Source organism: Amycolatopsis minnesotensis (assembly GCF_039529815.1).
Classification (GTDB): domain Bacteria; phylum Actinomycetota; class Actinomycetes; order Mycobacteriales; family Pseudonocardiaceae; genus Amycolatopsis; species Amycolatopsis minnesotensis.
The window spans coordinates 69,079-90,970 of record NZ_BAAANN010000026.1; the positions used below are offsets into that span (position 1 = coordinate 69,079).

A 21,892-nucleotide genomic window follows, 5' to 3' on the forward strand; every position below is an offset into this window, starting at 1 on the left:
ACTTACTCTTCGATCTGCTTGGTGGGCTTTTCGCGCGGCTTGCGGACCACCGTCACGCCGCCCCAGAACGCGAAACCGGTGATCTTGACGACCGGGGCGCCTGCCGACGGTGCGGGGCGGTCGCTGCGATCGTTGAGTTCGAAGCCGCCCATGATGCCGATGCCGTTCACGTCGACGACGATGTCGTCCGGCACCACGATGTCGATGCCGCCCATCACGGCGACAGCGGTGATGGTGGAGTTCTTCACCGCGAAGCGGGCGTGGCGCAGGTCGATCTCGACACCGCCCCAGAACGCGACACTGGTGTGCTGCGGCGGGACCACCCAGCTGCCCTTGCGGCTGGCGCCCGACATGAACGCGAACGACATCTGCGAGCCAGCGGTGCCGCCGATGCGGCTGTCCGGCCCGGTGACCGTGTGTGACTGGGCGGGCTGGATCGCCCCGCCCGGCGTCGCGGTGACACCGGGTAGGTCCACGACCACGGGTTCAAGTTCCTTGAGCGTTTTCGCTGCGTACACGGTGTCGAGGCGCTCTTCGAGTTCTTCGACCGTGATCCGGCCCTCGCCGAGGGCGTTGTGCAGAATCTGGGCGAACCGCTCACGATCGGCGTTCGACGCACGCATGGCCGGAAGCTCAGGCACAGGGGACTCATCCGTCACCCGGAGGAGCTTAGCGGGTCTGATGTCGCAGGAAGGCCAGCCAGGCGGAAGTCGGCAAGGTCAGCGCGCCGCCGGGCCGGTCCTTCGTGTCCCGGACTCGCACGGCCACCGGCGCTACCGCAACCTCGACACAGTTGGCCTGGTCGCTGCTGTAGCGGCTCTTCCGCCAGTGTGGCGCTGCGGTCATGGATTGCGCTCCTCCGGAGTGATCAGCTCGCTTGAAACACTGGCAATTAGCCGCCCAGAGTCTTCGGGTGACAATGCTATGGCACGAAGCTCTCGCCAGGCGACCCTCACACTGTCCACATGCTCACCTTCTTCGAGGAAGCTGCTGGTTCCTCGGCTTTCGACGTAGGCAAGTGCCGGACTGCCAGGTGATTCGAGAAGAACGAACGGTCCGGTGAGACCGGGGTGGGCGCCGGAAGCGAATGGCACGACCTGGAGGGACACCTTCGGGCGCTCCGCCAGGTGGAGCAGGTGCCGGAGTTGCGTTCGCATCACCTCCACACCGCCCACTGGGCGCCGCAGGACCATCTCATCGATAACGAGATGCACCACGGGAGCCTGACGGCGACTGAAGATCACTTGTCTTGTCATCCGAGCCGCCACCAGATTTTCCACTTCGCTTTCGGAGAGTCGTGAGTTGACTCCGTGCATGATCGCGCGCGAGTAGTCAGGTACCTGGGCCAAGCCGGGAACGATTATCGGCTCGTAGTTGCAAATCGCAGTCGCTTCGTTTTCGAACCGGATCAGGTCATGCCAGTTCGTCGGCAGCTTTCCGTGGATCTCGTGCCAGTTCCGCTCTTCCCCCTCGCGCACGAGCGCCAGCAGCTCTTGCCGCTTCGCCGCCGGACACTGCAAGAAACCCAGCACGGTGGCCACATCGTCGGCGTAGAGGCCGCGATCGCCGGTCTCCATGCGACTGATCTTGCTCTCCGAGCAGTCGACCCCTACCGCAACGTCCTTGCAGCTCAGCCCGCGGTCACGGCGCAGTGACCGCAGCTCGGCGGAGACCCGCCGTTGCCGGACGGACACTCCCTTGCGCTTGCTCATCGCCTCCCCTTTCGCTCCACGATCACCCTCGTGTCTTGCCACCGGGGCACGAAAGGAGAGCCACCCGAAGGAAGTTTGCGTGCCCGATTGGCAAGGTTGAAGGATTTGGCGAGTGAGCCTGTGGAGGAAGAAACCTATGCAAAGAAGCTGGACCATCAGCGGGACCTACGCCACCTGGAAGATGACCGTCGACATCGAACCACCCGACGAACCCGCGCGCCTCGACGGGTACTGCGTGAAGGAGTGGCCAGCCGAACGGCTGGCACCGGTGATCGGGCACTTCTTCGAGGCGGTGAACTTCTACGAGCTGAGCCGTGACGCCGAGGACACGATGAAAAGCGCTTGACCGCCGACGATCCCGAAACTGTCGGTGGTCGCCGCGATCATGGTTCCACCAGCGACCACGGCAATGGTCGCGTTGTCAGCAAGAGGGGAGACCGGATGGGGGGCAACCGCGGTTCCGCCGCGTGCCGCGGCCGGGGCGGCACGAGTACTACGGATCCACCCTGGTGGGCTGAGCCCGTCCGTGGGCGGTCGCCGCCGTATTAGGGTGACCGTCCATGGATGTGCGAGTCGTCGATCACCCGCTGGCGAAGGCCAGGCTCTCCACCATGCGCGACGCGCGCACCGACAGTGCCGCGTTCCGCGCCGCGCTGCACGAGCTGACCGTCATGCTGGTCTACGAAGCCACCCGTGACGCGCCGGTGCGCACCGAGCGGATCCACACGCCGGTCGCCCGCACCGACGCCTACCGGCTGGCGAACCCGCCGCTGCTGGTGCCGGTGCTGCGCGCCGGGCTCGGCATGGCGGACCAGGCGCACAAGCTCATCCCGGACGCGCAGATGGGGTTCGTCGGGCTCGCGCGCGACGAGGAGACGCTGCAGCCGACGCCCTACATGGAGTCGCTGCCGGAGAACCTCGCCGAGCGGCCCGTGCTGGTGCTCGACCCGATGCTCGCCACCGGCGGGTCGATGGAGTTCACCATCCGCCTGCTCACCGGGCGCGGCGCCACCGACGTCACCGCGATCTGCGCGCTCGCCGCGCCGGAGGGCATCGCGCACCTGGAGCAGTCCGGGTTGCCGCTGCGCGTGGTCACCGCCAGTATCGACGAACGGCTGAACGACTCCGGGTTCATCGTTCCCGGCCTCGGCGACGCGGGCGACCGGCAGTACGGCTCGCGGTAGAAACACCCGCGCCGGTGCCGGGCACTGACCCGGTGTGAGACCCGATGCGCGACGAACGGTGGCCGAGATGCCGGGGGAGGAACTCGGCGACGCCGAGCTGTGGTCCCGCGCCGCCGCCGGCGACGAGGACGCTTTCGGCGACCTGTTCGAGCGGCACGCGCAGGCGGTGTGGAACCACGCCTACCGCCTGACCGGATCGTGGGCCACCGCCGAGGACCTGGCGTCGGCGACGTTCCTGATCGCGTGGCGGCGCCGCGGCGAGGTGACGCTCGTGCGCGAGAGCGCGTTGCCGTGGCTGTACACGGTGGCCGGGAACCTCGCCAGATCGGAGTTCCGCAGCGCGGGGCGAAGGCTGCGGCTGCTGAACCGCGTGCCCGCGCCAGCCGACGAGGCGGACCACGCGGACGCGGTCGTCGACCGGATGGACAGCGAAGAACGCCTCCGGCAGGCGATCGACGCGGTGCGCCGGTTGCCGAAGTCGCAGCGCAAGGCCGTCGAGCTGTGCCTGCTCGGCGATCTTTCGATCGGCGACGCCGCCGAAGCGCTCGGGATCAGCGAAACCACCGTCCGCGTGCACCTTTCACGCGCCCGCGCCCGCCTGCGCAAGCTGTGCGAGGAGGAACTGTCATGACCCTCCCCCCTCGGCGCGAACTTCCCGACGACGTCCGCGAACGCATGCGGGCCGCGGTCCGCCACGGCATGGCGGAACCGCGTCCGCGGCGCCGTGGCAGCGCCGTGCTGGCCGCCGCGGCGGTGGTCGTGCTGGCCGCGGGCGCGGTGACCGCGGTGACCATGACGCGCGCCGCTCGCGATTCGTCCCCGGCGGTACCGCGGATCGAGCCGCCGCCCCCCGGTTTCACCTTGGACACCGCCCGTGCGAACGCGCAGCTCGACCGCTGCTGGGACGCACTGGGCACAGCGGGAAACCGGGGCTCCTACCCGGACCGTGACCGGTGGCGCCCGGTGTTCGAGAAGTCGAGCGATCCGGCGGCCCTGGACGGTTCCGGCGTCCAGGTGGTCGCCGTCCGCGCCGATGACCGCGTGCTGTTCTGCGAAACCACGGCCACCAGCGCCACCGTCTCCGCCGATCCGATGGCGGACGCGGTCGGCTTCCCCGCCGGGATCTCGCTGTTCAGCGCGAGCGGAACCATCGCGGGGTCGGCGGGGCCGGGTATCGGGTCGCTCCGGGTGACTGGCCGCACCGGGATCAGCAGCGGCGCCGACACCTTCGGCATCGACGTGTCGGTCGGTGACGGGCTCTTCGTGGCGTTCGCCCCGGCGAAGCCCGTCACCGGGATCGAGGTGTCCGTTGCCCCGGCTTCGGTGGCACCACCGCCGGGCCGGAACATCGTGACGACCGGTGTTTCGCAGGCCAGGTACCCGGTGCCCAAGCTGCGCCAGGCGTGGGCCGTGGTCGACCGGCCACGGGCACCGGCACCGGATCGCGCCTCCCCCGAAGGGAGGCTGCTCGGCGCCTGTCTCGCCTCGACCGGTGTTTCCTTCGATGCCGCGAGCTACGCGCCCGCCGCCAGGCTGGAGGCGAACGGCGCGGCACTCGTCATGGGCCAGGCGCAGGGCCGGGTGATCGCCTGCGCGCGATCGGCAGGGCCGGGGCAACCGTTCTACTCGATGACCGTGGTGCCCTATCCGGAGACCGCGGGGGCGGTGCGGGCCAAGCTGTGGTCCGGCATCGACGGTGCGAAGGCACTCGTCGGCAGCGCCCCCGTCGCCGGCGCGAAGATCACTTTGGACTTCGGCGGCGGTGTGGTCGCCGAGGCGCCGATCGTGGACGGCACGTTCGCGGCGGCCAAACCGGCGGGACTGGTCGAAGACCGCCCGCTCCGCTGCACCGCGGTGGTGACCGACGCGCGGGGCAGGCCGCTGGCCCCGGCGTTCGAGGTACCGGTCGGCGGCTGATCAGCGGAGCCAGCCTCGTGCGTTCGCGCGCAGGGCGGCCTCGAACACGGCGTCGACGGCGAAATCGGGCGGCAGGTTGCCGTTCAGCTCCAGCGACACCAGCCCGTGCACCTGGCCCCAGCAGGCGAGCGCGATCCCGGCGGGTTCCTGGTCGGCGAAGACACCCGCTTCGACGCCGTCGCGCACGACGTTCTCCAGGGTGGCGATGGCGTCGAGTGACAGGCGTTTCGCCTCGTCGTTGGGCTCGAACCCGGGGACGGCCTTGGTGAACATGATCAGGTACAGGTGCGGGTCGGCCAGCGCGCTGCGGCGGTAGGCGATGCCGAGCCGCACCATGTCCTCCACCGGATCGCCCGATCTCGGCACGTCGTCCAGCCGGTCCTGGAACCGCTGGAACCCCTCGACGTACAGCGCGTTCACCAGATCGGGTTTGCTGCCGAACAGGGAGTAGACGGCCGTGGTCGAGGTCCCCGCGTCGGCGGCGAGCTTGCGCAGGCTCAGTGCCTTCGGGCCGTCGAGCGACAGCAGTTCGCCCGCGCGGTCGAGCAGCCTGAGGCGGAGCGCGTCGTCGTGGGTGCGGGGCCGTGGCATGTGCTGAGCGTAACCGAACGGGGGTGCCGAACGGGTGCGATCGCAGTTGACCTGGAGTGCGCTCCAGGTCGTACTGTCCCTGTCATGAGCTACTCGATAGCGGAAGCCGCGCGACGTAGCGGACTGTCGATCGACACCCTCCGGTACTACGAGCGCATCAAACTGCTCGAACCGCCCGCACGGGACGCGGCGGGCAGGCGGGCCTATTCGGACGAAGACCTTTTGTGGCTGGGGTTCCTCACGAAGCTGCGCACCACCGGCATGCCGATCCGACTGATGCGCGAGTACGCCTCACTGCGCCGCCGCGGGGTCGCCGGCGCCGGTCGACGCAAGGCGATCCTGGTCGAACAGCGCCGCACGGTCGCGGAGCGGATCGCCGAACTCCAGTCCTGTATGGACGTGCTCGACTACAAGATCGAGAACTACGAGCAGATCGAACGCAAGCTCGCCACGGAAAACAATCCCAAGGTGGAGGGACTCACCGCGTGATCACCAAGAAGCTCGGCGCGCTCGAAGTCGGCGCGCAGGGTCTCGGCTGCATGGGCATGAGCCAGGCCTACGGCGTGCGCGACAACGAAGCGGAGTCGATCGCCACGATCCACCGCGCGCTCGAACTCGGCGTGACGCTGCTCGACACGGCGAACGTCTACGCCGACGGCGTCAACGAGGAACTGGTCGGGCGCGCGATCCGCGAGAGCGGCGTGAACCGCGACGACATCGTGCTCGCCACGAAGTTCGGCATCGTCTGGACCGATGGCCAGATGAGCGCCAGGGGCGGCGCGGCCTACGTCAAGGAGTGCTGCGAGGCGTCGCTGCGCAGGCTCGGGCTCGACCACATCGACCTGTACTACCAGCACCGCGTCGACCCGGACACGCCGGTCGAGGAGACCTGGGGCGCGCTGGCGGAACTGGTCGAGGAGGGGAAGATCCGGTACGCCGGGATCTCCGAGGCCAGCGCCGAGTCCATCCGGCGCGCGCACGCCGTGCACCCGGTCACCGCGCTGCAGAGCGAATGGTCGCTGTGGACGCGGGGCATCGAGGACGAGGTGCTGCCGACCTGCCGCGAGCTCGGCATCGGGATCGTGCCGTTCTCCCCGCTCGGCCGCGGGTTCCTCACCGGCCAGGTCACCTCGGTGCAGGACCTGCCAGAGGACGACATGCGCCGCCGCTTGCCGAGGTTCGCCGGGGAGAACTTCGACAAGAACCTCGCGATCGTCGAGGCGTTGCGCGCGCTCGCGGAGGAAAAGGGCGTCACCGCCGGTCAGCTCGCGCTCGCCTGGGTGCAGCACCACGGCGACGACGTCGTGCCGATCCCCGGTACGAAACGGCGCAGGTACCTGGAAGAGAACGTCGCGTCCGTCGAGATTGCACTGAACTCACTGTCCGAATCGGACCTCAAGGCGATCGAGGACGCGGCGCCCGCGAGTGCCGTCGCCGGTGCGCGGTACCCGGAGAGCCTTTCCCGCGCGGCGGGCAAATGAGAGGCAGGGAAAATGGCTGACTCCCGTCGGCTCGGCGCGCTCGAAGTCGGCGCGCAGGGCCTCGGCTGCATGGGCATGAGCGAGTTCTACGGGACCGGGGACGACACCGAATCGGCCGCCACGATCCACCGGGCGCTCGAACTCGGCGTCACCCTCTTCGACACGGCCGACATGTACGGCATGGGGCGCAACGAAGAACTGGTCGGCCGGGCGCTTCGGGGAAGCTCCGTGAAGCGCGAAGACTACGTGCTGGCCACGAAGTTCGGCATCGTCCGGGACCCGGAGAACGCCGACCAGCGCGGCGTCCGCGGCGACGCGGCGTACGTCCGCCAGGCCGCGGAGCTGTCGCTGGCGAGGCTCGGGCTTGACCACATCGACCTGTACTACCAGCACCGCGTCGACACCTCGGTGCCGATCGAGGAGACGGTCGAGGCGATGGCCGGGCTCGTCGAGCAGGGCAAGGTGCGGTACCTCGGGCTGTCCGAGGCCGGTGCGGAGACGATCCGCCGTGCGCACGCCGTGCACCCGATCACCGCGGTGCAGACCGAATGGTCGCTGTGGTCGCGCGACATCGAGGACGAGGTGGTGCCGACCTGCCGCGAGCTCGGCATCGGGATCGTCCCGTATTCACCGCTCGGGCGCGGATTCCTGACCGGGCGGTTCACCTCGAAGGACGACTTCGGCGACGGTGACATCCGGCAGAGCAGGCAGCCGAGGCTCGCGGATGGGAACCTCGAAAAGAACCTCGCCATCGTCGAGGCGTTGCGCGCGCTGGCCGCGGAGAAGGGCGTGACCGCGGGGCAGCTCGCGCTGGCGTGGGTGCAGGGCCGCGGCGGTGACGTCGTCCCGATTCCGGGGACCAAGCGGCGCAAGTACCTCGAAGAGAACCTCGCCGCCGTCGAACTCCGGCTGTCGGACGAGGACCTCGCGGCGATCGAGCGGGCCGTGCCCGCCGAGGCCGTGGCGGGCTCGCGCTATCCCGAAGAGGGCCTGAAGCTCGTCGGCCGGTGAGGCGCCCATAGCGGGTGCGGGGGCCGTGCTCCCGCACCCGCTATGGGAGAATCCGGACCCGTGCGGTGCGAACTTGTGCAGGTGAACGTCCTCGCCGGTGATGCGGAGCCGGGCGAGGGAAGGCGACATTGAGGGTGGCGTCCCACCCCAGTCGTCCTTGTTCCGCCTGACCACCGAGGGATTCCCGTGAAGACCGACAACAGCCCCGCCAGGGGTACCCGCGACCTGCTCCCGGCCAGTGTGGCCACCCGTGACCGCGTGCTCGGCCTCATCCAGGACGTGTACCGCCGCTTCGGCTACCAGCGCATCGAAACGCCCGCGCTGGAGCGGATCGAGCGGCTGACCGCGGGCCAGGGCGGGGACAACGAGAAGCTGCTGTTCCGCATCCTGCGCCGCGGTCTCGACGAGCGGCTGCCCGCCGAGACCGAGGTCAACGGCCTGGTCGACATGGGCCTGCGCTACGACCTGACGGTGCCGCTCACCCGGTTCTACAGCCAGTACCGCGCCGAGCTGCCGCAGCCGTTCCGGTCGTTCCAGTTCGGGCCGGTGTGGCGCGCCGAGCGTCCGCAGAAGGGCCGCTACCGGCAGTTCCACCAGTGCGACATCGACGTGATCGGCGAAGCGAGCGTGCTCGCCGAGGCGGAACTGATCGAAGCCACCACCGCCGCGCTGGCCGCGGTGGGGCTGTCCGGCACCACCGTCCGGCTCTCCGACCGCCGCTTCCTGTCCGCGCTGGCGACCGCGGCCGGGGTGCCGCAGGACGCGCACGCCGGGTTCTTCGTCACCGTCGACAAGCTCGACAAGATCGGCTGGGACGGCGTCACCGCGGAACTCACCGGTGACCGCGGCCTCGACGCGTCCGTCGCGAGCGCCGCGCGCGAGAAGATCGAGGCGCTGGCTGATCTGCCAGCCGACAAGGTCGCCGCGGTGCTCGCCGACGTCGTGCCGGGGCTGCCTTCCGACGTCGTCACCGATCTCGCCACCACCGCCGAATGCCTCGCGGGGCTGCCCTGCTCGTGGGCGTTCGACCCGACACTGGTGCGGGGGATGGGGTACTACACCGGGCAGATCTTCGAGATCACGCACCCGGACGCGGCGGGCTCGATCGCGGGCGGCGGCCGGTACGACGAGCTGATCGGGCGGTCGATCGGCACCGACGTGCCCGCGTGCGGGTTCTCGATCGGCTTCGAACGCATCGTGGACCTCGTCGCCGCCGAGCCGCCGGCCGACCGCGTCGCCGTGCTGTACGAGGCGGATGTCCCGGTGCCGCAAGCGCTTGCCGTGGCGCGGCGGCTTCGGGAAGAGCGCGGCGGGGTGGTGTCCGCGGTGAAGCGCGGCGGCAAGTTCCCGGCTCAGCTCACCAGGCTGGAAGGCTGGGGCTTCACCGGTTTCCTTTCCCTGAAGGCGGATCAGGATCCCGGCGAAGTCCGCCCGCTCGGCAAGTCCTGACCTCCGCGCTTTCCGTTGTCCCCGAAGGCCACCACGACGGCGCTGGATGCCGTCATGGTGGCCTTCGCGGCATCCAGTGCGGTGAAGGATGCTCCTTTAGAGGCCGGGTGCAAGGTTCGTTGCGCATACCCTGAAGGTGCCCTTGGGGGCTTGGGGGCTTGGGCGTGCCGTGTGCCGTGAGGGGCGGGATTGGGGCGTCAGATTCCCTGAAGGTGCCCTTGGGGGAATGGGCTGGGATTTCGCGGCTCTTTCTCGTTTCCGTGCTGGTGCCCTGCAGGGGGCCTTCAGCGGCGTGAGTGTCGCGGATGTGGCCTTCGCGGGGCCTGCCCTGCTCGGGCCGCGTGCCCTGAAGGTGCCCTTGAGGGAATGTGATGCCGTGAAGGGCACCTTCAGGGCATCAGCCCCGGCAAGCTCCCCGCCACGAAGGGTGAGTTCGCGGCGTCAGATTCCCCGAAGGCGACCTTCAGTCATCTGTGTCCCCTGGGGACGTCCTGCCAGGGGTGAAAATAGGGGCGCGCCTCCGCTGGAGGGGCGATCCTGCTGTGCCCGGCGAATCTGCTTATTTACGAGCCAGGGCATGGGCATTGCCGTGCCGTGCGTCGTGCCGTGCGCCGTGCCGTGCGCCGTGAGGGGCGGGATTGGGGCGTCAGATGCCCCGAAGGTCACCTTCAGGGACCAAGCCCCGCCACCCATCTCACCGGAATCGACGCGCACACATCATCACGGTGGCCAGCACGGCATAAGTGTCGGTGCCCGGGGCTAACCTCGCGGCTGTGACTGAGACCTCATCCCATCTGAACGTGACAGCCGGGGCTTATGGCGCCGTCGCCGATCTCTACTTCGACCTGGCCCGCGACGACATGGATTCCCTGCCACTGGACCGGGCCATGATCGGCGCCTTCGCCGACCTGGTGCGGCCCGCCGCCGGGCTCACCGGCGATCTCGGGTGCGGTCCAGGGCAAATGTCGGCCATGCTGACCGGGATGGGGCTCGACGTGCTCGGCGTCGATCTCACGCCGGAGATGATCGACATCGCCCGCGCGCACTACCCCGGCCCGCGCTTCGAGGTCGGTTCGATGGACGCGCTCGACCTCGCCGACGGCGCGCTCGTGGGCATCGTCTCGTGGTACTCCGTCATCCATGCCCTGCCCACGGAGCTGCCGAAGTACTTCGCCGAGTTCCGCCGGGTGCTGGCGGCGGACGGGCACCTGCTGATCGCCTTCTTCGAGTCGGAGGACGGCAAGGTCGAGCCGTTCGACCACAAGGTGACCACGGCGTACCGCTGGCCGATCGACGAGATCCGCGACCTGGCGCACGAGGCCGGGTTCACCGAAGTCGGCCGGATGCTGCGTGCGCCGGGGGAGGAGGAGCGGAAGCTCCGCCGGGGCCATCTCCTGCTGCGCGCCGTATCCGGCCAAAGTGGACAAACCGAGACCCGGTGATCGTGTCGTCACCGTTGGTTCAATAACGGTGTATTGAGGGCATTCGGTTGTTTGCCGATTACTTTCGGCGACAACGGGAAAAGCGGCCAAGTACCGGCGGATAATCAATCGGGGCTATCCGGGCAGTATCGCGGGGACATGGGCGAACGGTCATGAAAATGGGTGGCACGTTCGTATCCCGCAAGGAGTTCGCCCATGTCTTCGCCCGCCGCGCTGGCCGCCACCGAGTGGCGTCCGCGGCGGCGGAATGCGCGGCTGCGCGTGCTGCTGAAACATCCCGCGGTGAGTCCTTATGTCCGGCTCGGCGCTTTCGTCTGCGTGGTCAACGCCCTTGTCGTGCTGGCATCCGACCCGCTGCCCGACCCGGCCGATCTCGCCCTGGTGAACCTCGCGGTCGCGGTGCTCATCCGGCAGCGCCTGGTGGTGAACGCCCTGTTCCGTGCCGTGCTGCGGGTGCCGTTGAGCTGGCCGTACCCCGTCCGGTGGGCCGCCGGGAAGGTGTCGCACTTCGGCGGTATCCACGTCGGCGCCGCCACCTGCGGCGTCCTCTGGTACGTCGTCGCCACGATCGGCTCGGTGTCCGAAGTGGAGCATGGGCGGAAAGCGCCCTCGTCGCTGATCCTGTCCGCGGTCATCGCGGCCGGGCTGGTGGTGATGACCGCGGCGGCCACCCGCCCGGTGCGCGAGCGGTGGCACGACTTGTTCGAGCGGACGCATCGCTGGATCGGCTGGACGCTGCTCGTTCTCATGGTCGCCGACGTTTTTGCCGCCGCGATCGCGCGCGTGGGATTTTCGTGGCGCCTCGTCGTGGTCGCGCTCGTGGCGTTGAGCGCCGCACTGCCGTGGCTTTCTTTGCGGCGCGTGCCGATCGTGGTCGAACGGCTTTCCCGGCATGCGGCCGCGGTGCGATTCCCGCATCCGAATTGGGTGCCGCTCGGTTCGGCGATCGCGTTCAGCAGAGCGCCGTGGCGCGAGTGGCATCCGTTCGCGATCGTCGGTTCCGGTACCGAAGGCCGCGGCGAGGTGATCGTTTCCCGCGCGGGCGACTGGACCTCCCGGTTCATCGACGACCCGCCGGACCACATCTGGCTCAAGGGCGGCGCGACCGCCGGGATGGGTTCGGTGGAAGCGCTGTTCCCGCGCGTCCTGTTCGTCGCCACGGGCAGCGGCATCGGCCCGCTGATGACCGTCATGACCAGGCGCACCATGCCGTTCCGCGTGCTGTGGGTGACTCGTGACCCGCTGGCCACCTACGGCGAGGAGCTGACCGCGCGCGTCCGGGGCCTCGATGCCGACGCGGTCGTCTGGGACACCACTCGCCACGGGAAGCCGGACACCGTGCGGCTGGTCGAGCAGTGCCAGGCGGAGTTCGGCGCGGAGGCGGTCATCTGCGTTTCGAACAAGAAGCTGACCTGGGCGGTGGTCGGCGGGATGGAGGCTTCCGGCGTCGCCGCCTACGGCGCGATCTGGGACTCCTGAACGACGTTTAGCCCGCTAACTGCAGGCCACGGGCCATGACCAGGCGGACGTCGTGCAGGGCGCTCAATGCCTTCAGCGGGTCGCCGTCGACGACGAGCAGGTCGGCGCTGTAGCCCGCGGCGAGCCTGCCGGTCACCTCGCCGAGCCCGAGCACGCGCGCGCTGTCGACGGTCGCGATTTCGAGGATCCTGGTGCGCGAAAAGCCGAGCCATTCGTACAGTTCGAGCCCGCCGACGGGGTTGTCGAACACCGAACCGGGCAGGCCGGCGTCGGTGCCCGCGATGAGCGTGACGCCGAGCCCGTCCATCCAGGTCAGCCTGCCGTAGACCTTCTTCGCGATCTCGGGCCCCATCCGGTCGCGCATCATCCGCCAGTTCGGGCTGCTCGTCGAGCAGGCCGCGATGCCCCGCTCGGCCATCTTCTTCGCAACGTGCTCGCGCAGGTCCGTCTGCTGCGGCGCGACCATCCACGTGCAGTGCTCGATCGTGCTGACCCCGGCTTCGACGGAGGCTTCGATCGCGTCGGCGCCGTGCGCGTGCGCCGCCACCGGCAGCCCGTGCCGCCCGGCGTGCTCGACGAGCACGCCGAGCTGCCGCGCGTCGAACTGCGACTCCCACATGTTCGCGCCGCCCGGCGTCATCTGGCCGCCGCTCGCCATCACCTTGATCACGTCGGCGCCCGCCGCGGCGTTCGCGTCGACGAGCGCGCGGATCTCGTCGTCGCCGGTGGTCTCGCCGCCGAAGAAGTGGCAGTGCCCACCCGGCACCGTGATCGGCGCGCCCGCCGCGAGGATCCGCGGGAGTGTCTCGTCCGCCCGCGCCCGTACGGCGAACGCGAGACCGTCACGGTCGCCGAGGTCCCGCACCGTGGTGACGCCACTGCGGAGAAGTTGTCGCGCGCGTTCGATGCCACCCGCGATCAGGGCGTCCCCGCTCGTTTCCGCGAGCGTGCCGACGGGATCCTTCCCCGCGTCGAACGCGAGGTGGACGTGGCAGTTGACCAGGCCGGGCAGCACGGTCGCGTCGCCGAAGTCGTGGTGTACCGCGTCCGGCGAAGCCTGCGCCAGCACGTCGGCCCGCGCGCCGACGGCGACCACCGATTCGCCGCGGACCAGCACCGCCCCGTCCCGGATCGGAGCCGACGGTTCCGGCAGCACCTGCCGCGCCGTGAGCACGGTTTCCTCGGCCGTCATAGACCACCTTCCGGGTTCAGCCCACCGCGCGGGCGAGCGCGAGCAAGGGTTTCACGTCGGCTTCGAGGTCGCTCGCGCCGCCGGGCAGTACGAGCTTGGCCTTGCCGTCGCTCTTCTCGCCCGCTTCGCGCCGTGCGAGCGCGGCCTCCAGCTCGGCCGCCGCGCCGCGCGGGTTCTCGGCGGCGAGCGCGGTCAGGTCGGTGCCGAGGAACGGGCTGAGCTGCACGAGACCGTCCCGGATCTCGATCACGCGGCGGTAGTACTGGCGGTGCACGTGCTGCGGGCGGAGCCAGTCGAGCCGGCGGCCGCGGCCCGTCCTGAGCACGACGGTGGGGAACGACCGCGACATCAACGTCCACAACGGACTCAGCTCGCGGTATTCGCGGCGGTGGCGCCGCCGCCGTGCCAGCGCGGACACCCTGGCGCGCAGGCCCGGGTAGCAGATCCCGGCGAGGAACAGCGCGGTGCCGACGATCACCAGCGGCACCCCGAGCTGCAGCAGGATCCGCCACGACGGCCCGAACGCCCACGCCACCACGATGTACAGCGCGCGTAGCACGCTGCCCGCCGCCGCGCAGCCGAGCCCGATCGCGCCCAGCCGGAGCCCCGAGCGCAGGTTGCGGTCCGCGTCGCGCAGGTACCGCAGCATCCACCGCACGCACGCGCTCAGGCCGTAGATCATGTACAGCCCGGCGCCGAGGTAGAACAGCGCGATACCGGGGATGTGCACGCGCGCCGGGTTCAGGCTCATCCCGCGGACCTCGACCGGGGTGATCGCCGTCGCGACGACCATCAGCACGAGATCCGCGGCCAGCGGGAGCAGTTCGAACGCGGCCCGCCGGTGCGGGCGGGTGTCGACCGTCGCGCCGACGAAGAAGACCAGCAGCGCACACAGCCCGGCCGCGAGCAGCGCGTTGTTGAGCAGCCTGCCCGCGCCGTGTCCCAGCACGCCGTCGACGGCGTCGTCGATCGCCTGCTGCTGGAACAGGAAGCTGATCGCGACGCACGTGATGGTGATCGTGACCGCCCAGTTCGGCAGCGATCGCGGCGCCCGCGCGAGCAGGTGGATCCGCCAGCCGAGCGCGGCCGCGAAGAGCAGTGCCGCGCCGATGTTGAGCGGGTTCAGGAAAGCGGTCACAGCCAGCCCTGGCGATCGCCGAGCGCGTCCTGGATGCGGCGGAGGTCGTGGTCGCCCGCGGCCTTCGGGATCGTGTAGTTCAGCACCGACGCCCATTCCAGGATGATCGTGGCGACCGTTTCGGCCTCCCACTCGTGCGCTTCGTCGTAGGAGGTCCGGCGAAGCGCCCTGCGGACGGCGTCGCCGTCGATGTCCGGTGGCAGGCCGGGGAGGAAGTCGTCCGGCTCCGCGTCGCCCATCGCGTGGTGGTCGGCGAGGATGTGGCCCAGTTCGTGCAGGATGATGTGGTCCTGGTGGGACCGGGTGGTCTCCTGCTGGAAGAAGACGTAGTCCGCGCCCGCGGTGGCGATCCAGCAGCCGAACGGCCCCGGCACCTCGAGCGGGTAGGGCATCAGCCGGATCGGCTTGCCGCGCTGCGCGCCGAGGCGTTCGCAGAGCTCGGGGACATCGAGCGGGGGTTCGATGTGGAGCTGTTTGAGGAGGCGGCGACACCGCCGGCGCAGTTCGCGTTCCTTCATGTAGCTCAGTTTCCGGTCGGTTTGTCCCGATCTGTCCGTTCGTATCGTTCCACGAGTTCGAGTAGATCCATAATCTGGCGGCGGCCCTCCGGAGACAACTCCTGGGCGCGCATCGCCATCAGCCGGGCTTCGCCCGCGCCGTCGGCGCGCGGTGCCTCGCCGCGGTCGACCTCCTCGGCCACCTGGTCGTCGAAGAAGTAGGCGACCGGGACGTCGAACAGCTTGGCCAGCGCTTCGACGTAGTGGATCTTGGGGTTGATCCGCTTGCCGGTGGCGAGTTGCTGGATGTAGGCGGGCGACATCGCGGGCCCGCCCGTCTCGTCGATGGCGGAGGACAGCTCGCGGTAGCTGTGCGGTACGCCACCCGATGCCCTGGCACCCTCGATGAGAGTGCTCAGCTTCTGGGCGAAAGTTCTTCGCCGGGTCACGCCGCCTCCAGTGTCTTGCCGGACACCAGCCCCCGGGCCGGCCCCATGTGCGGTGCTGCGTGACTGCCACTCGCGGCAGCCCCCGGCTCACGCTCCGCCGTTCCCGTCGGACGAGTCTAGCGCCCGAACGTCTGTACGCATCTGTTGACAGCATGCGTATGCAGTGGTTTACAGTACGGGCATTCGCTCACCGCTGCGCGGCCTCTCGTCTCGAGTCCGGGTGCTGGGGGTGTCCGGAGTCGAGGCGAGAGGCCGCATTCGAAGTGACTTTGGTCACTCGAATGGCGGCTTGACCAGTAAAACCACGCCGTTGTGCGATAACTCGTCCACCCACCGCGCGCCTGGATGTAGTAGACTCTCGGTGTCGGGGTTGAGCCCAGCTCCCTCGGCTTGGCCTGTCGCCGGAGGTCGACCCCCAGGGCTTCCGGTGACAGGCCCCTTTAATCTCAGGTCATCAACCCCGCGGCCACGGTCGCACCCAGTTCCCAGCAGGCCGCCAGCTCGGCCTTGCCGGGATCGCCGGTCACCAGCACCGCCTCCGCCGCCTTCTGCCAGCCGAGCCCCGTCGTGATCGATTCGATCCCGCGCACCGTCCCGGCGACGTCGGAGCTGCCGTGCACGTAGAACCCGAACGGCCTGCCCTTCGCGGCGTCGAGGCACGGGTAGTACACCTGGTCGAAGAAGTGCTTCAGCGCGCCGCTCATGTAGCCGAGGTTCGCCGGGGTGCCCAGCAGGTAGCCGTCCGCGTCCAGCACGTCGGGCACCGTCGCGGCCAGCGCGGCCCGGCGGACCACCTCGACCCCTTCGATCTCGTCGGTCGTCGCGCCGGAGACGACGGCCTCGAACATCGCCTGCGTCGACGGCGACGGCGTGTGGTGCACGATCAACAGTTTCGCCACGGTGCCCGAGCCTCTCGCGCCGCCCGTTGGCCCGCAAGGGGGATTCCGCCGTGCCCGGCCCCTGCCGCGCCGTCCCTGAGATGTGAATAGGGCGCGGCAGCGTGCGGAGGAGCGTGACCTCGCAGGTCACTGAAGGGCTCGGGTGGAATGCTGACCTCGTCTCCACGTGCTTCGCGGCCGAAGGGGCCGGGGCGGCATGCGTGTTTTCCTCCTCCTCCTCCTCCTCCTCTGGTGCGCCCGCCCGCGCCCATCGCCCCTGAAGGACGCCTTCGGGGAATCTGACGTCTCGTACTCGGCCTTCGCGGCGCGCGGGCGTGGTGGTGCTGATGCCCTGATGGGAGCCTTCGCGGCGTCAGATTCCCTCAAGGCTCCCTTCGGGGCATGGGGCTACTCGGTCAGCAGGGCTTCGATGTCGGTGCGCAGGGCAGCGCTTCGGGGCTTCTCGGAAAGTCGCATGCCCTGAAGGATGCTCCTATAGAGGCCGAGGTGAGGTCCGCTGCGCATGCCCTGAAGGTGCTCTTCGGGGAATCTGACGCCGCGAGGGTGACCTTCAGGGCATGCGCTGGGATTTCGTCGCCCGCGCCTCTTTCCCCCGTCCGCGCTGAAGGCTCCTGCAGGGGCCTTCAGGGATGTGCATGCCGCGGATGCGGCCTTTCACCGGGGCTGCTCCGCTCCAGGGCGCATGCCCTGAAGGTGCCCTTGAGGGAATCTGACGCCGCGAAGGTCACCTTCAGGGCATCAGCACCACCACGCCGCACGCCGTGAGGGGCGAGATCGCGGCGTCAGATTCCCCGAAGGCGCCCTTCAGGGACCAAGCCCCCCGACGGCTCCACGCATCCGCCACCCACCTCACCGGAACCGACGCGCACACATCAAGGTGGCCTTCGGGGACTCTGACGCCACTTTTCCCACCCTCGGGGATGTGCGGGCGAGGCTGCTCATGCCCTGAAGGTCACCTTCAGGGCATGCGGGAACCTCGTTGGGCAGTGCGAGAGCGGAGTTCGGGGCAGGCGGCTCTACTCGGTCAGCAGGGCTTCGACGTCGGTGCGCAGGGCGGCGAGCTTGGCGCGCGCGGCCGTGCGCGCGGCGGCGAGGTCGCCCGCCACCGGTTCCACGACCTGCAGGTACGACTTCAGCTTCGGTTCGGTTCCCGACGGCCGGATCACCACGCGCAGCCCGCCGCCGCTCAGCCGCAGCACGTCGGCGTCCGGCAGCAGGTCCTCTGCCGCCACCCCGGTTCCGGCCAGCGTCGCGGGCGGCTCGGCGCGCAGGCTCGCCATCAGCTTCGCCCGCACCTTCAGATCGGTGACCCGCAGCGAAACCTGGTCCGTCAGGTGGACGCCGTGCCGGGTCGAAAGCTCGTCGAGCGAGTCCAGCGGCGACCGCCCGGCGGCTTTCAGCGTCGCGGCGAGATCGCACGCGGCGACGGCGGCGGCGATACCGTCCTTGTCCCGCACGAAATCCGGGTTGACGCACAGTCCGAGTGCCTCTTCGTAGGCGAACACCAGCCCGTCGCCGGCGCGCACGAGCCATTTGAACCCGGTGAGCGTCTCCGCGTACCGGGCGCCCGCCGCCTTCGCGACCTCGCCGAGCATGGACGAGGAGACGATCGTGGTGGCCACCAACGGGTCCGGAAAATCCTTTGTGGACAGTATATGCGCGCCGAGCAGGACCCCGGTCTCGTCGCCGCGGAGCATCCGCCACGCGCCACCGGGTTCGCGGACGCCGATCGCGCACCGGTCGGCGTCCGGGTCGAGCGCGATCGCCAGGTCCGCTTCCACCCGGGAAGCCAGTGCCAGCACCAGGTCGGTGGCGCCGGGCTCCTCCGGGTTCGGGAACGAGACGGTCGGAAAGTCCGGATCGGGTGTGGACTGCTCGTCGACGAGGTGCACGTCGGTGAACCCCGCGCGGTTCAGCGCCTTCGTCAGCACGTCCGCGCCGACCCCGTGCAGCGCCGTCGCCGCGACGCGAAGATCCCGCGAGGTACCGACGGGCAGCGCGGCGACCTTCGCGAGGTACGCGTCGAGCACCTCGTCGGACAGTGACGGCGGAACGGGGTGACGTGGCACGGAAATCGCGGCGGGCGCCGCCTTGATCGCGGCCTCGATGGCGTGGTCGGCCGGCGGCACGATCTGCGCGCCGGTCTCGTCGTAGAGCTTGTACCCGTTGTCCTGCGGCGGATTGTGCGACGCGGTGACCTGGATGCCCGCCGCCGCACCGAGTTCGGACACCGCGAAGGCCAGTACCGGGGTCGGCAGCGGGCCGGGCAGCACCCGCACCGCGAACCCCGCCGCGGCGAGCACCTCGGCCGCGGCGGTGGCGAACGCCGCCGAGCCGTGCCGCGCGTCGCGCCCCACCACGACCGTGCGCCCGGCGTGCCCGCTCGCCGTGAGCCAGGTCGCGACGCCGGCCGTGGTGCGCGTGACCACCGCGGTGTTCATCCCGTTCGGCCCCGCGCGCACCGGGCCGCGCAGGCCCGCGGTGCCGAACTCGAGCGGCCCCGCCATCCGGTCGGCCAGTTCTTCCACCGCGCCCGGCGCGCCGCCCATCGCGTTGGCCAGCACCTGCTGGAGTTCGGCGCGCGCACCGTCTTCGACGTCGTCGGCGATCCAGCGGAACGCCTTGTCGCGCAGTTCCGTGGTCAGTTTCCCTGGCGTGGTCACCTCGCCACTTTACGGTGCCTGGCGCCCGGTTCTTTCCCGTGCTGGCGAAACGGCGACCGCCGCGGAGTTCGGCGTCGCGCTGGCCGATCCCGGCAACTCCGGGTTCGTTCAGGCCCTGCCGACGAGGTCGCGAAGGAGCGTGCCCATCTTCGTCGCGGAGGCACGGCCCGCTTCGAGGACCTCTTCGTGGTTGAGGGGTTCTCCGGTCATGCCCGCGGCGAGGTTGGTGACGAGCGAGAGCCCGAACACCTCGACGCCGGCGGCGCGTGCGGCGATCGCCTCCAGCACGGTCGACATGCCGACCAGGTCCGCGCCCATCGCGCGCAGCATGCGGATCTCGGCCGGGGTCTCGAAATGGGGCCCCGGCAGGCCCGCGTAGACGCCGTCTTCGAGGTCCGGGTCGATCTCGCGCGCGATGCCGCGCAGCCGGGCCGAGTAGAGATCGGTCAGGTCGACGAAGTTCGCGCCGGTGATGGGGGAGCGGGCGGTCAGGTTCAGGTGGTCGGAGATCAGCACCGGCTGCCCGACGCGCATGCCCTCGCGGAGGCCGCCTGCCGCGTTGGTCAGCAGCACGGCCGACGCCCCGGTCGCCGCCGCTGTCCGTACATTGTGGACGGTTCGCTCGATGCCCTTGCCCTCGTACAGGTGCGTGCGGCCGAGCAGCACGAGCGTGCGCTTGCCCTCGATGAGCAGGGAGCGGGCGGTGCCGCCGTGGCCGACCGCGCCGGGGGTGGCGAAACCGGGGAGCTCACCGAGGGGGATCTCGTGCTCGGGATCGCCGAGCACGTCGGCGGCGGGGCGCCAGCCGGAGCCGAGCACGACCGCGATGTCGTGCGATCCGGCGCCGGTGCGCTCGGCGATGGCCGCCGCGGCTTCCTGAGCCACGGCGGTTTCGTCGGTCAGGGACCCTGTGTCAGTCATGCGCGTGAGCGTAGGCGATCGCTCAGTCGGCGATGGTGAAGCTGGGCAGGATCCTGGCCGAGAGGTCCGCGCCGTCCGGGGCCTCCTGCGTCGTCGGCACCGTGACGCTGACCACCCAGAGGCTGGTGCCGTGCCGGAACGCCTGCGCGAACGTGGTCCTGCCGATGCTGGCCTGCCCGGTCGGCTTGGCGCCCCGCCCGCCGCTGCCCCATTCGACGGTGCGGTAGGTGAACGCGAGGCCTTCCTGGCCGGAGAGCGGTTCCGGCGGGTTGACGAGCTTGAAGTCCTTGTTCGACGGCAGCACCTTCAGGTACCGCTCGATCGAGCCCTTGGGGAAGTAGTCGGGGAACCGCTCGGCGCTGAACACCTGGTCGCCCCGCGGCGAGACGAACTGGATGAGCGAGCTCGGCGGCAGCCCGTCGCCCTCCTGCTGGGTGGTGAACTGCGCCCACTCACGCGGCAGCAGGACGGTGAACTCGCTGCCCTTCTGGCCCCTGAGCGTGGTCGTCTCGCCCTTGCGCTGTTCGAGCTGCACGGGCGGCGCCGCGACGGGCAGCGTGGTGTCCACCTTCGGCGGCGGGCTGATCTGCTCGCCGCCGATCGTCCTCGCCGCGACGAACCCGCCCGCCGTGGCGACCAGGAACAGCACGACCGCCGTGACGGTGATCGCGACGCTCGCGAGCGGCCGCCGGGGCTGCGCCTGCTGGATCGGCTGGGGCACCACCGTCGGGCGGTCCGCGGTCATGAACGGCAGCGGGCCGGGGTCGGCGGCCAGCTCGGTGCTCTTCTCCGCGCCGCCGTTCGAAGAAGCAGCCGGGGAGGGTGCCTTCGGCGCGGGGATGACCTGCGTGTCCGTGACGTCGGGGCGGTCGCTCGCCTTCTGCCCGGCAGGCGAGGCGAACAGCTCCGGCGGGAACAGCGCGTGCGCGGCCTTCGTGTACAGCGGGTAAAGGCGGTGGCGGGCTTCGGCCAGCGAGATCCGGTCCCGCGGCTCCTTCGCCATCAGGCCTTCGATGATCTTCGAAAGCGGGCCGGGGGACGGTTTCGGCACCTCGCCGTGCACGACCTTGCCGACGGTCTCCAGCGGGTCGCCGTCCGCGTCGTAGGGCGGGGAGCCTTCGACGGCGGCGAACAGCGTCGCGCCGAGGCCCCACAGATCGGCCGACGGGGTGACCGCGCGGCCGGAGGCGACCTCGGGCGCGATGTAGGCGGGCGAGCCGAGCATCATGCCGGTCCGCGTCATGGTGGCCTCGGAGACGTTGCGCGCGATTCCGAAGTCGGTGAGCTTGATCCTGCCGTCGTTCGAGATCAGCACGTTGCCCGGCTTGACGTCGCGGTGCGTGATCCCGGCGGCGTGCGCGGCCTCCAGCGCGGCGGCCACCGCGTCGGCCATCGCGGCCGCCTGCTCGACGTCGAGCGGCCCGTGATCGCGCAGCAACTCGGCGAGGCTGTGCGACGGCAGCAGCTCCATCACCACGAACGGGTCGCCGTCCTCGCGCGCCACGTCGTGCAGGATGATCACGTTCGGGTGCGAGAGCACGGCGATCGCGCGCGCCTCGCGCAGCGTCCGTTCCCGCAGTTCGTCGGCCTGCGAGGCGGCGACGCCCGGGGGCAGGCGCACCTCCTTGACCGCGACCATGCGCTGGAGGAACTCGTCGTAGGCCGCCCACACGGTGCCCATCGCCCCGGATCCGAGCACCGAGCGCAGGCGGTAACGACCGGCTACGATGCGTGGTTCCTCGTCGGGGGTGGACATCGTCCCATTGTTGCGGATGACCCCAGCCCGACCGGACTGCCCCGCGCAATAAGGGCCCCTAAGGGCGACGGGAGTCATATAGCGGTCGCCGTGGAGGGCTCTAACATCGAC

Annotated in this window: 22 protein-coding genes; 10 read left to right on the top strand and 12 right to left on the bottom strand. The window is 70.0% G+C overall.

From position 1 onward, the window contains the following. Positions 1–2: 2 nt before the first annotated feature. From ABD256_RS28910 to ABD256_RS28920, 3 genes are read right to left on the bottom strand one after another with little or no spacing between them, the layout of a single operon-like run. Complete coding sequence (locus tag ABD256_RS28910) at positions 3–623, bottom strand: DUF1707 SHOCT-like domain-containing protein (RefSeq protein WP_344425795.1); 621 nt, start codon at positions 621–623, stop codon at positions 3–5. A 46-nt stretch (positions 624–669) separates the two neighbouring features. After that, positions 670–846, bottom strand: coding sequence for a DUF397 domain-containing protein (locus tag ABD256_RS28915; protein ID WP_344425798.1), 177 nt, complete (start codon positions 844–846; stop codon positions 670–672). Continuing rightward, the gene (locus ABD256_RS28920; RefSeq protein WP_344425801.1) at positions 843–1,712 is read right to left on the bottom strand and encodes a helix-turn-helix domain-containing protein; all 870 of its coding nucleotides are present in this window, start codon (positions 1,710–1,712) and stop codon (positions 843–845) included. The genes ABD256_RS28915 and ABD256_RS28920 overlap by 4 nt, the downstream gene beginning before the upstream one ends. Positions 1,713–1,848: 136 nt before the next feature. On the opposite strand from ABD256_RS28920, the gene ABD256_RS28925 reads away from it, so the two are divergent. The 4 genes from ABD256_RS28925 (at position 1,849) to ABD256_RS28940 (ending at position 4,813) form a co-directional block, all read left to right on the top strand. Further along, positions 1,849–2,058, top strand: a complete 210-nt coding sequence (locus tag ABD256_RS28925; RefSeq protein WP_344425804.1) for a hypothetical protein — start codon at positions 1,849–1,851, stop codon at positions 2,056–2,058. Positions 2,059–2,272: 214 nt separating this feature from the next. Further along, positions 2,273–2,896, top strand: coding sequence for a uracil phosphoribosyltransferase (gene upp / locus ABD256_RS28930; protein ID WP_344425807.1), 624 nt, complete (start codon positions 2,273–2,275; stop codon positions 2,894–2,896). Between the two features lie 67 nt (positions 2,897–2,963). Continuing rightward, on the top strand, positions 2,964–3,527 hold the full coding sequence (locus tag ABD256_RS28935; protein WP_344425810.1) for an RNA polymerase sigma factor: 564 nt from the start codon (positions 2,964–2,966) through the stop codon (positions 3,525–3,527). After that, entirely contained in the window at positions 3,524–4,813 is a 1,290-nt protein-coding gene (locus tag ABD256_RS28940; RefSeq protein WP_344425813.1) for a hypothetical protein, read from the top strand. The genes ABD256_RS28935 and ABD256_RS28940 overlap by 4 nt, the downstream gene beginning before the upstream one ends. On the opposite strand, the gene ABD256_RS28945 is transcribed toward ABD256_RS28940, so the two are convergent. Then, a complete protein-coding gene (locus ABD256_RS28945) occupies positions 4,814–5,404 on the bottom strand; it encodes a TetR/AcrR family transcriptional regulator (RefSeq protein ID WP_344425816.1) in 591 nt (196 codons plus the stop codon). It lies immediately after the preceding gene. Between the two features lie 84 nt (positions 5,405–5,488). On the opposite strand from ABD256_RS28945, the gene ABD256_RS28950 reads away from it, so the two are divergent. The 6 genes from ABD256_RS28950 to ABD256_RS28975 all read left to right on the top strand — a co-directional run bounded on the left by ABD256_RS28950 (position 5,489) and on the right by ABD256_RS28975 (position 12,266). After that, a complete protein-coding gene (locus ABD256_RS28950; protein ID WP_344425819.1) occupies positions 5,489–5,893 on the top strand; it encodes a MerR family transcriptional regulator in 405 nt (134 codons plus the stop codon). A gap of 50 nt (positions 5,894–5,943) precedes the next feature. After that, a complete protein-coding gene (locus tag ABD256_RS28955; RefSeq protein WP_344425968.1) occupies positions 5,944–6,885 on the top strand; it encodes an aldo/keto reductase in 942 nt (313 codons plus the stop codon). A gap of 12 nt (positions 6,886–6,897) precedes the next feature. Further along, positions 6,898–7,896 carry an aldo/keto reductase gene (locus ABD256_RS28960; RefSeq protein ID WP_344425822.1) on the top strand — a complete coding sequence of 333 codons (999 nt, stop codon included), beginning with the start codon at positions 6,898–6,900 and terminating at the stop codon, positions 7,894–7,896. 186 nt (positions 7,897–8,082) lie between these two features. After that, complete coding sequence (gene hisS / locus ABD256_RS28965) at positions 8,083–9,345, top strand: histidine--tRNA ligase (protein WP_344425825.1); 1,263 nt, start codon at positions 8,083–8,085, stop codon at positions 9,343–9,345. 773 nt (positions 9,346–10,118) lie between these two features. Further along, complete coding sequence (locus ABD256_RS28970) at positions 10,119–10,787, top strand: class I SAM-dependent DNA methyltransferase (protein WP_344425829.1); 669 nt, start codon at positions 10,119–10,121, stop codon at positions 10,785–10,787. 195 nt (positions 10,788–10,982) lie between these two features. Next, a complete protein-coding gene (locus ABD256_RS28975) occupies positions 10,983–12,266 on the top strand; it encodes a ferredoxin reductase domain-containing protein (RefSeq protein WP_344425832.1) in 1,284 nt (427 codons plus the stop codon). Positions 12,267–12,273: 7 nt separating this feature from the next. Here the strand turns inward: ABD256_RS28975 and ABD256_RS28980 are convergent, their stop codons facing one another. From ABD256_RS28980 to ABD256_RS29015, 8 genes are all read right to left on the bottom strand, one after another. After that, on the bottom strand, positions 12,274–13,458 hold the full coding sequence (locus ABD256_RS28980) for an amidohydrolase family protein (RefSeq protein ID WP_344425834.1): 1,185 nt from the start codon (positions 13,456–13,458) through the stop codon (positions 12,274–12,276). 16 nt (positions 13,459–13,474) lie between these two features. Then, the gene (locus ABD256_RS28985) at positions 13,475–14,596 is read right to left on the bottom strand and encodes an MAB_1171c family putative transporter (protein WP_344425838.1); all 1,122 of its coding nucleotides are present in this window, start codon (positions 14,594–14,596) and stop codon (positions 13,475–13,477) included. After that, positions 14,593–15,114, bottom strand: coding sequence for a hypothetical protein (locus ABD256_RS28990; protein ID WP_344425841.1), 522 nt, complete (start codon positions 15,112–15,114; stop codon positions 14,593–14,595). The genes ABD256_RS28985 and ABD256_RS28990 overlap by 4 nt, the downstream gene beginning before the upstream one ends. 5 nt (positions 15,115–15,119) lie before the next feature. Then, positions 15,120–15,542 carry an XRE family transcriptional regulator gene (locus tag ABD256_RS28995; RefSeq protein WP_344425844.1) on the bottom strand — a complete coding sequence of 141 codons (423 nt, stop codon included), beginning with the start codon at positions 15,540–15,542 and terminating at the stop codon, positions 15,120–15,122. A gap of 446 nt (positions 15,543–15,988) precedes the next feature. Continuing rightward, entirely contained in the window at positions 15,989–16,441 is a 453-nt protein-coding gene (locus tag ABD256_RS29000) for a flavodoxin family protein (RefSeq protein WP_344425847.1), read from the bottom strand. A 1,016-nt stretch (positions 16,442–17,457) separates the two neighbouring features. Next, positions 17,458–19,104: a phospho-sugar mutase gene (locus ABD256_RS29005; RefSeq protein WP_344425850.1), complete on the bottom strand. Its 1,647-nt coding sequence runs from the start codon at positions 19,102–19,104 to the stop codon at positions 17,458–17,460. Between the two features lie 108 nt (positions 19,105–19,212). Beyond that, positions 19,213–20,025: a purine-nucleoside phosphorylase gene (locus tag ABD256_RS29010; protein ID WP_344425853.1), complete on the bottom strand. Its 813-nt coding sequence runs from the start codon at positions 20,023–20,025 to the stop codon at positions 19,213–19,215. 22 nt (positions 20,026–20,047) lie between these two features. Then, positions 20,048–21,781 carry a serine/threonine-protein kinase gene (locus tag ABD256_RS29015; RefSeq protein ID WP_344425855.1) on the bottom strand — a complete coding sequence of 578 codons (1,734 nt, stop codon included), beginning with the start codon at positions 21,779–21,781 and terminating at the stop codon, positions 20,048–20,050. Positions 21,782–21,892: the final 111 nt, after the last annotated feature.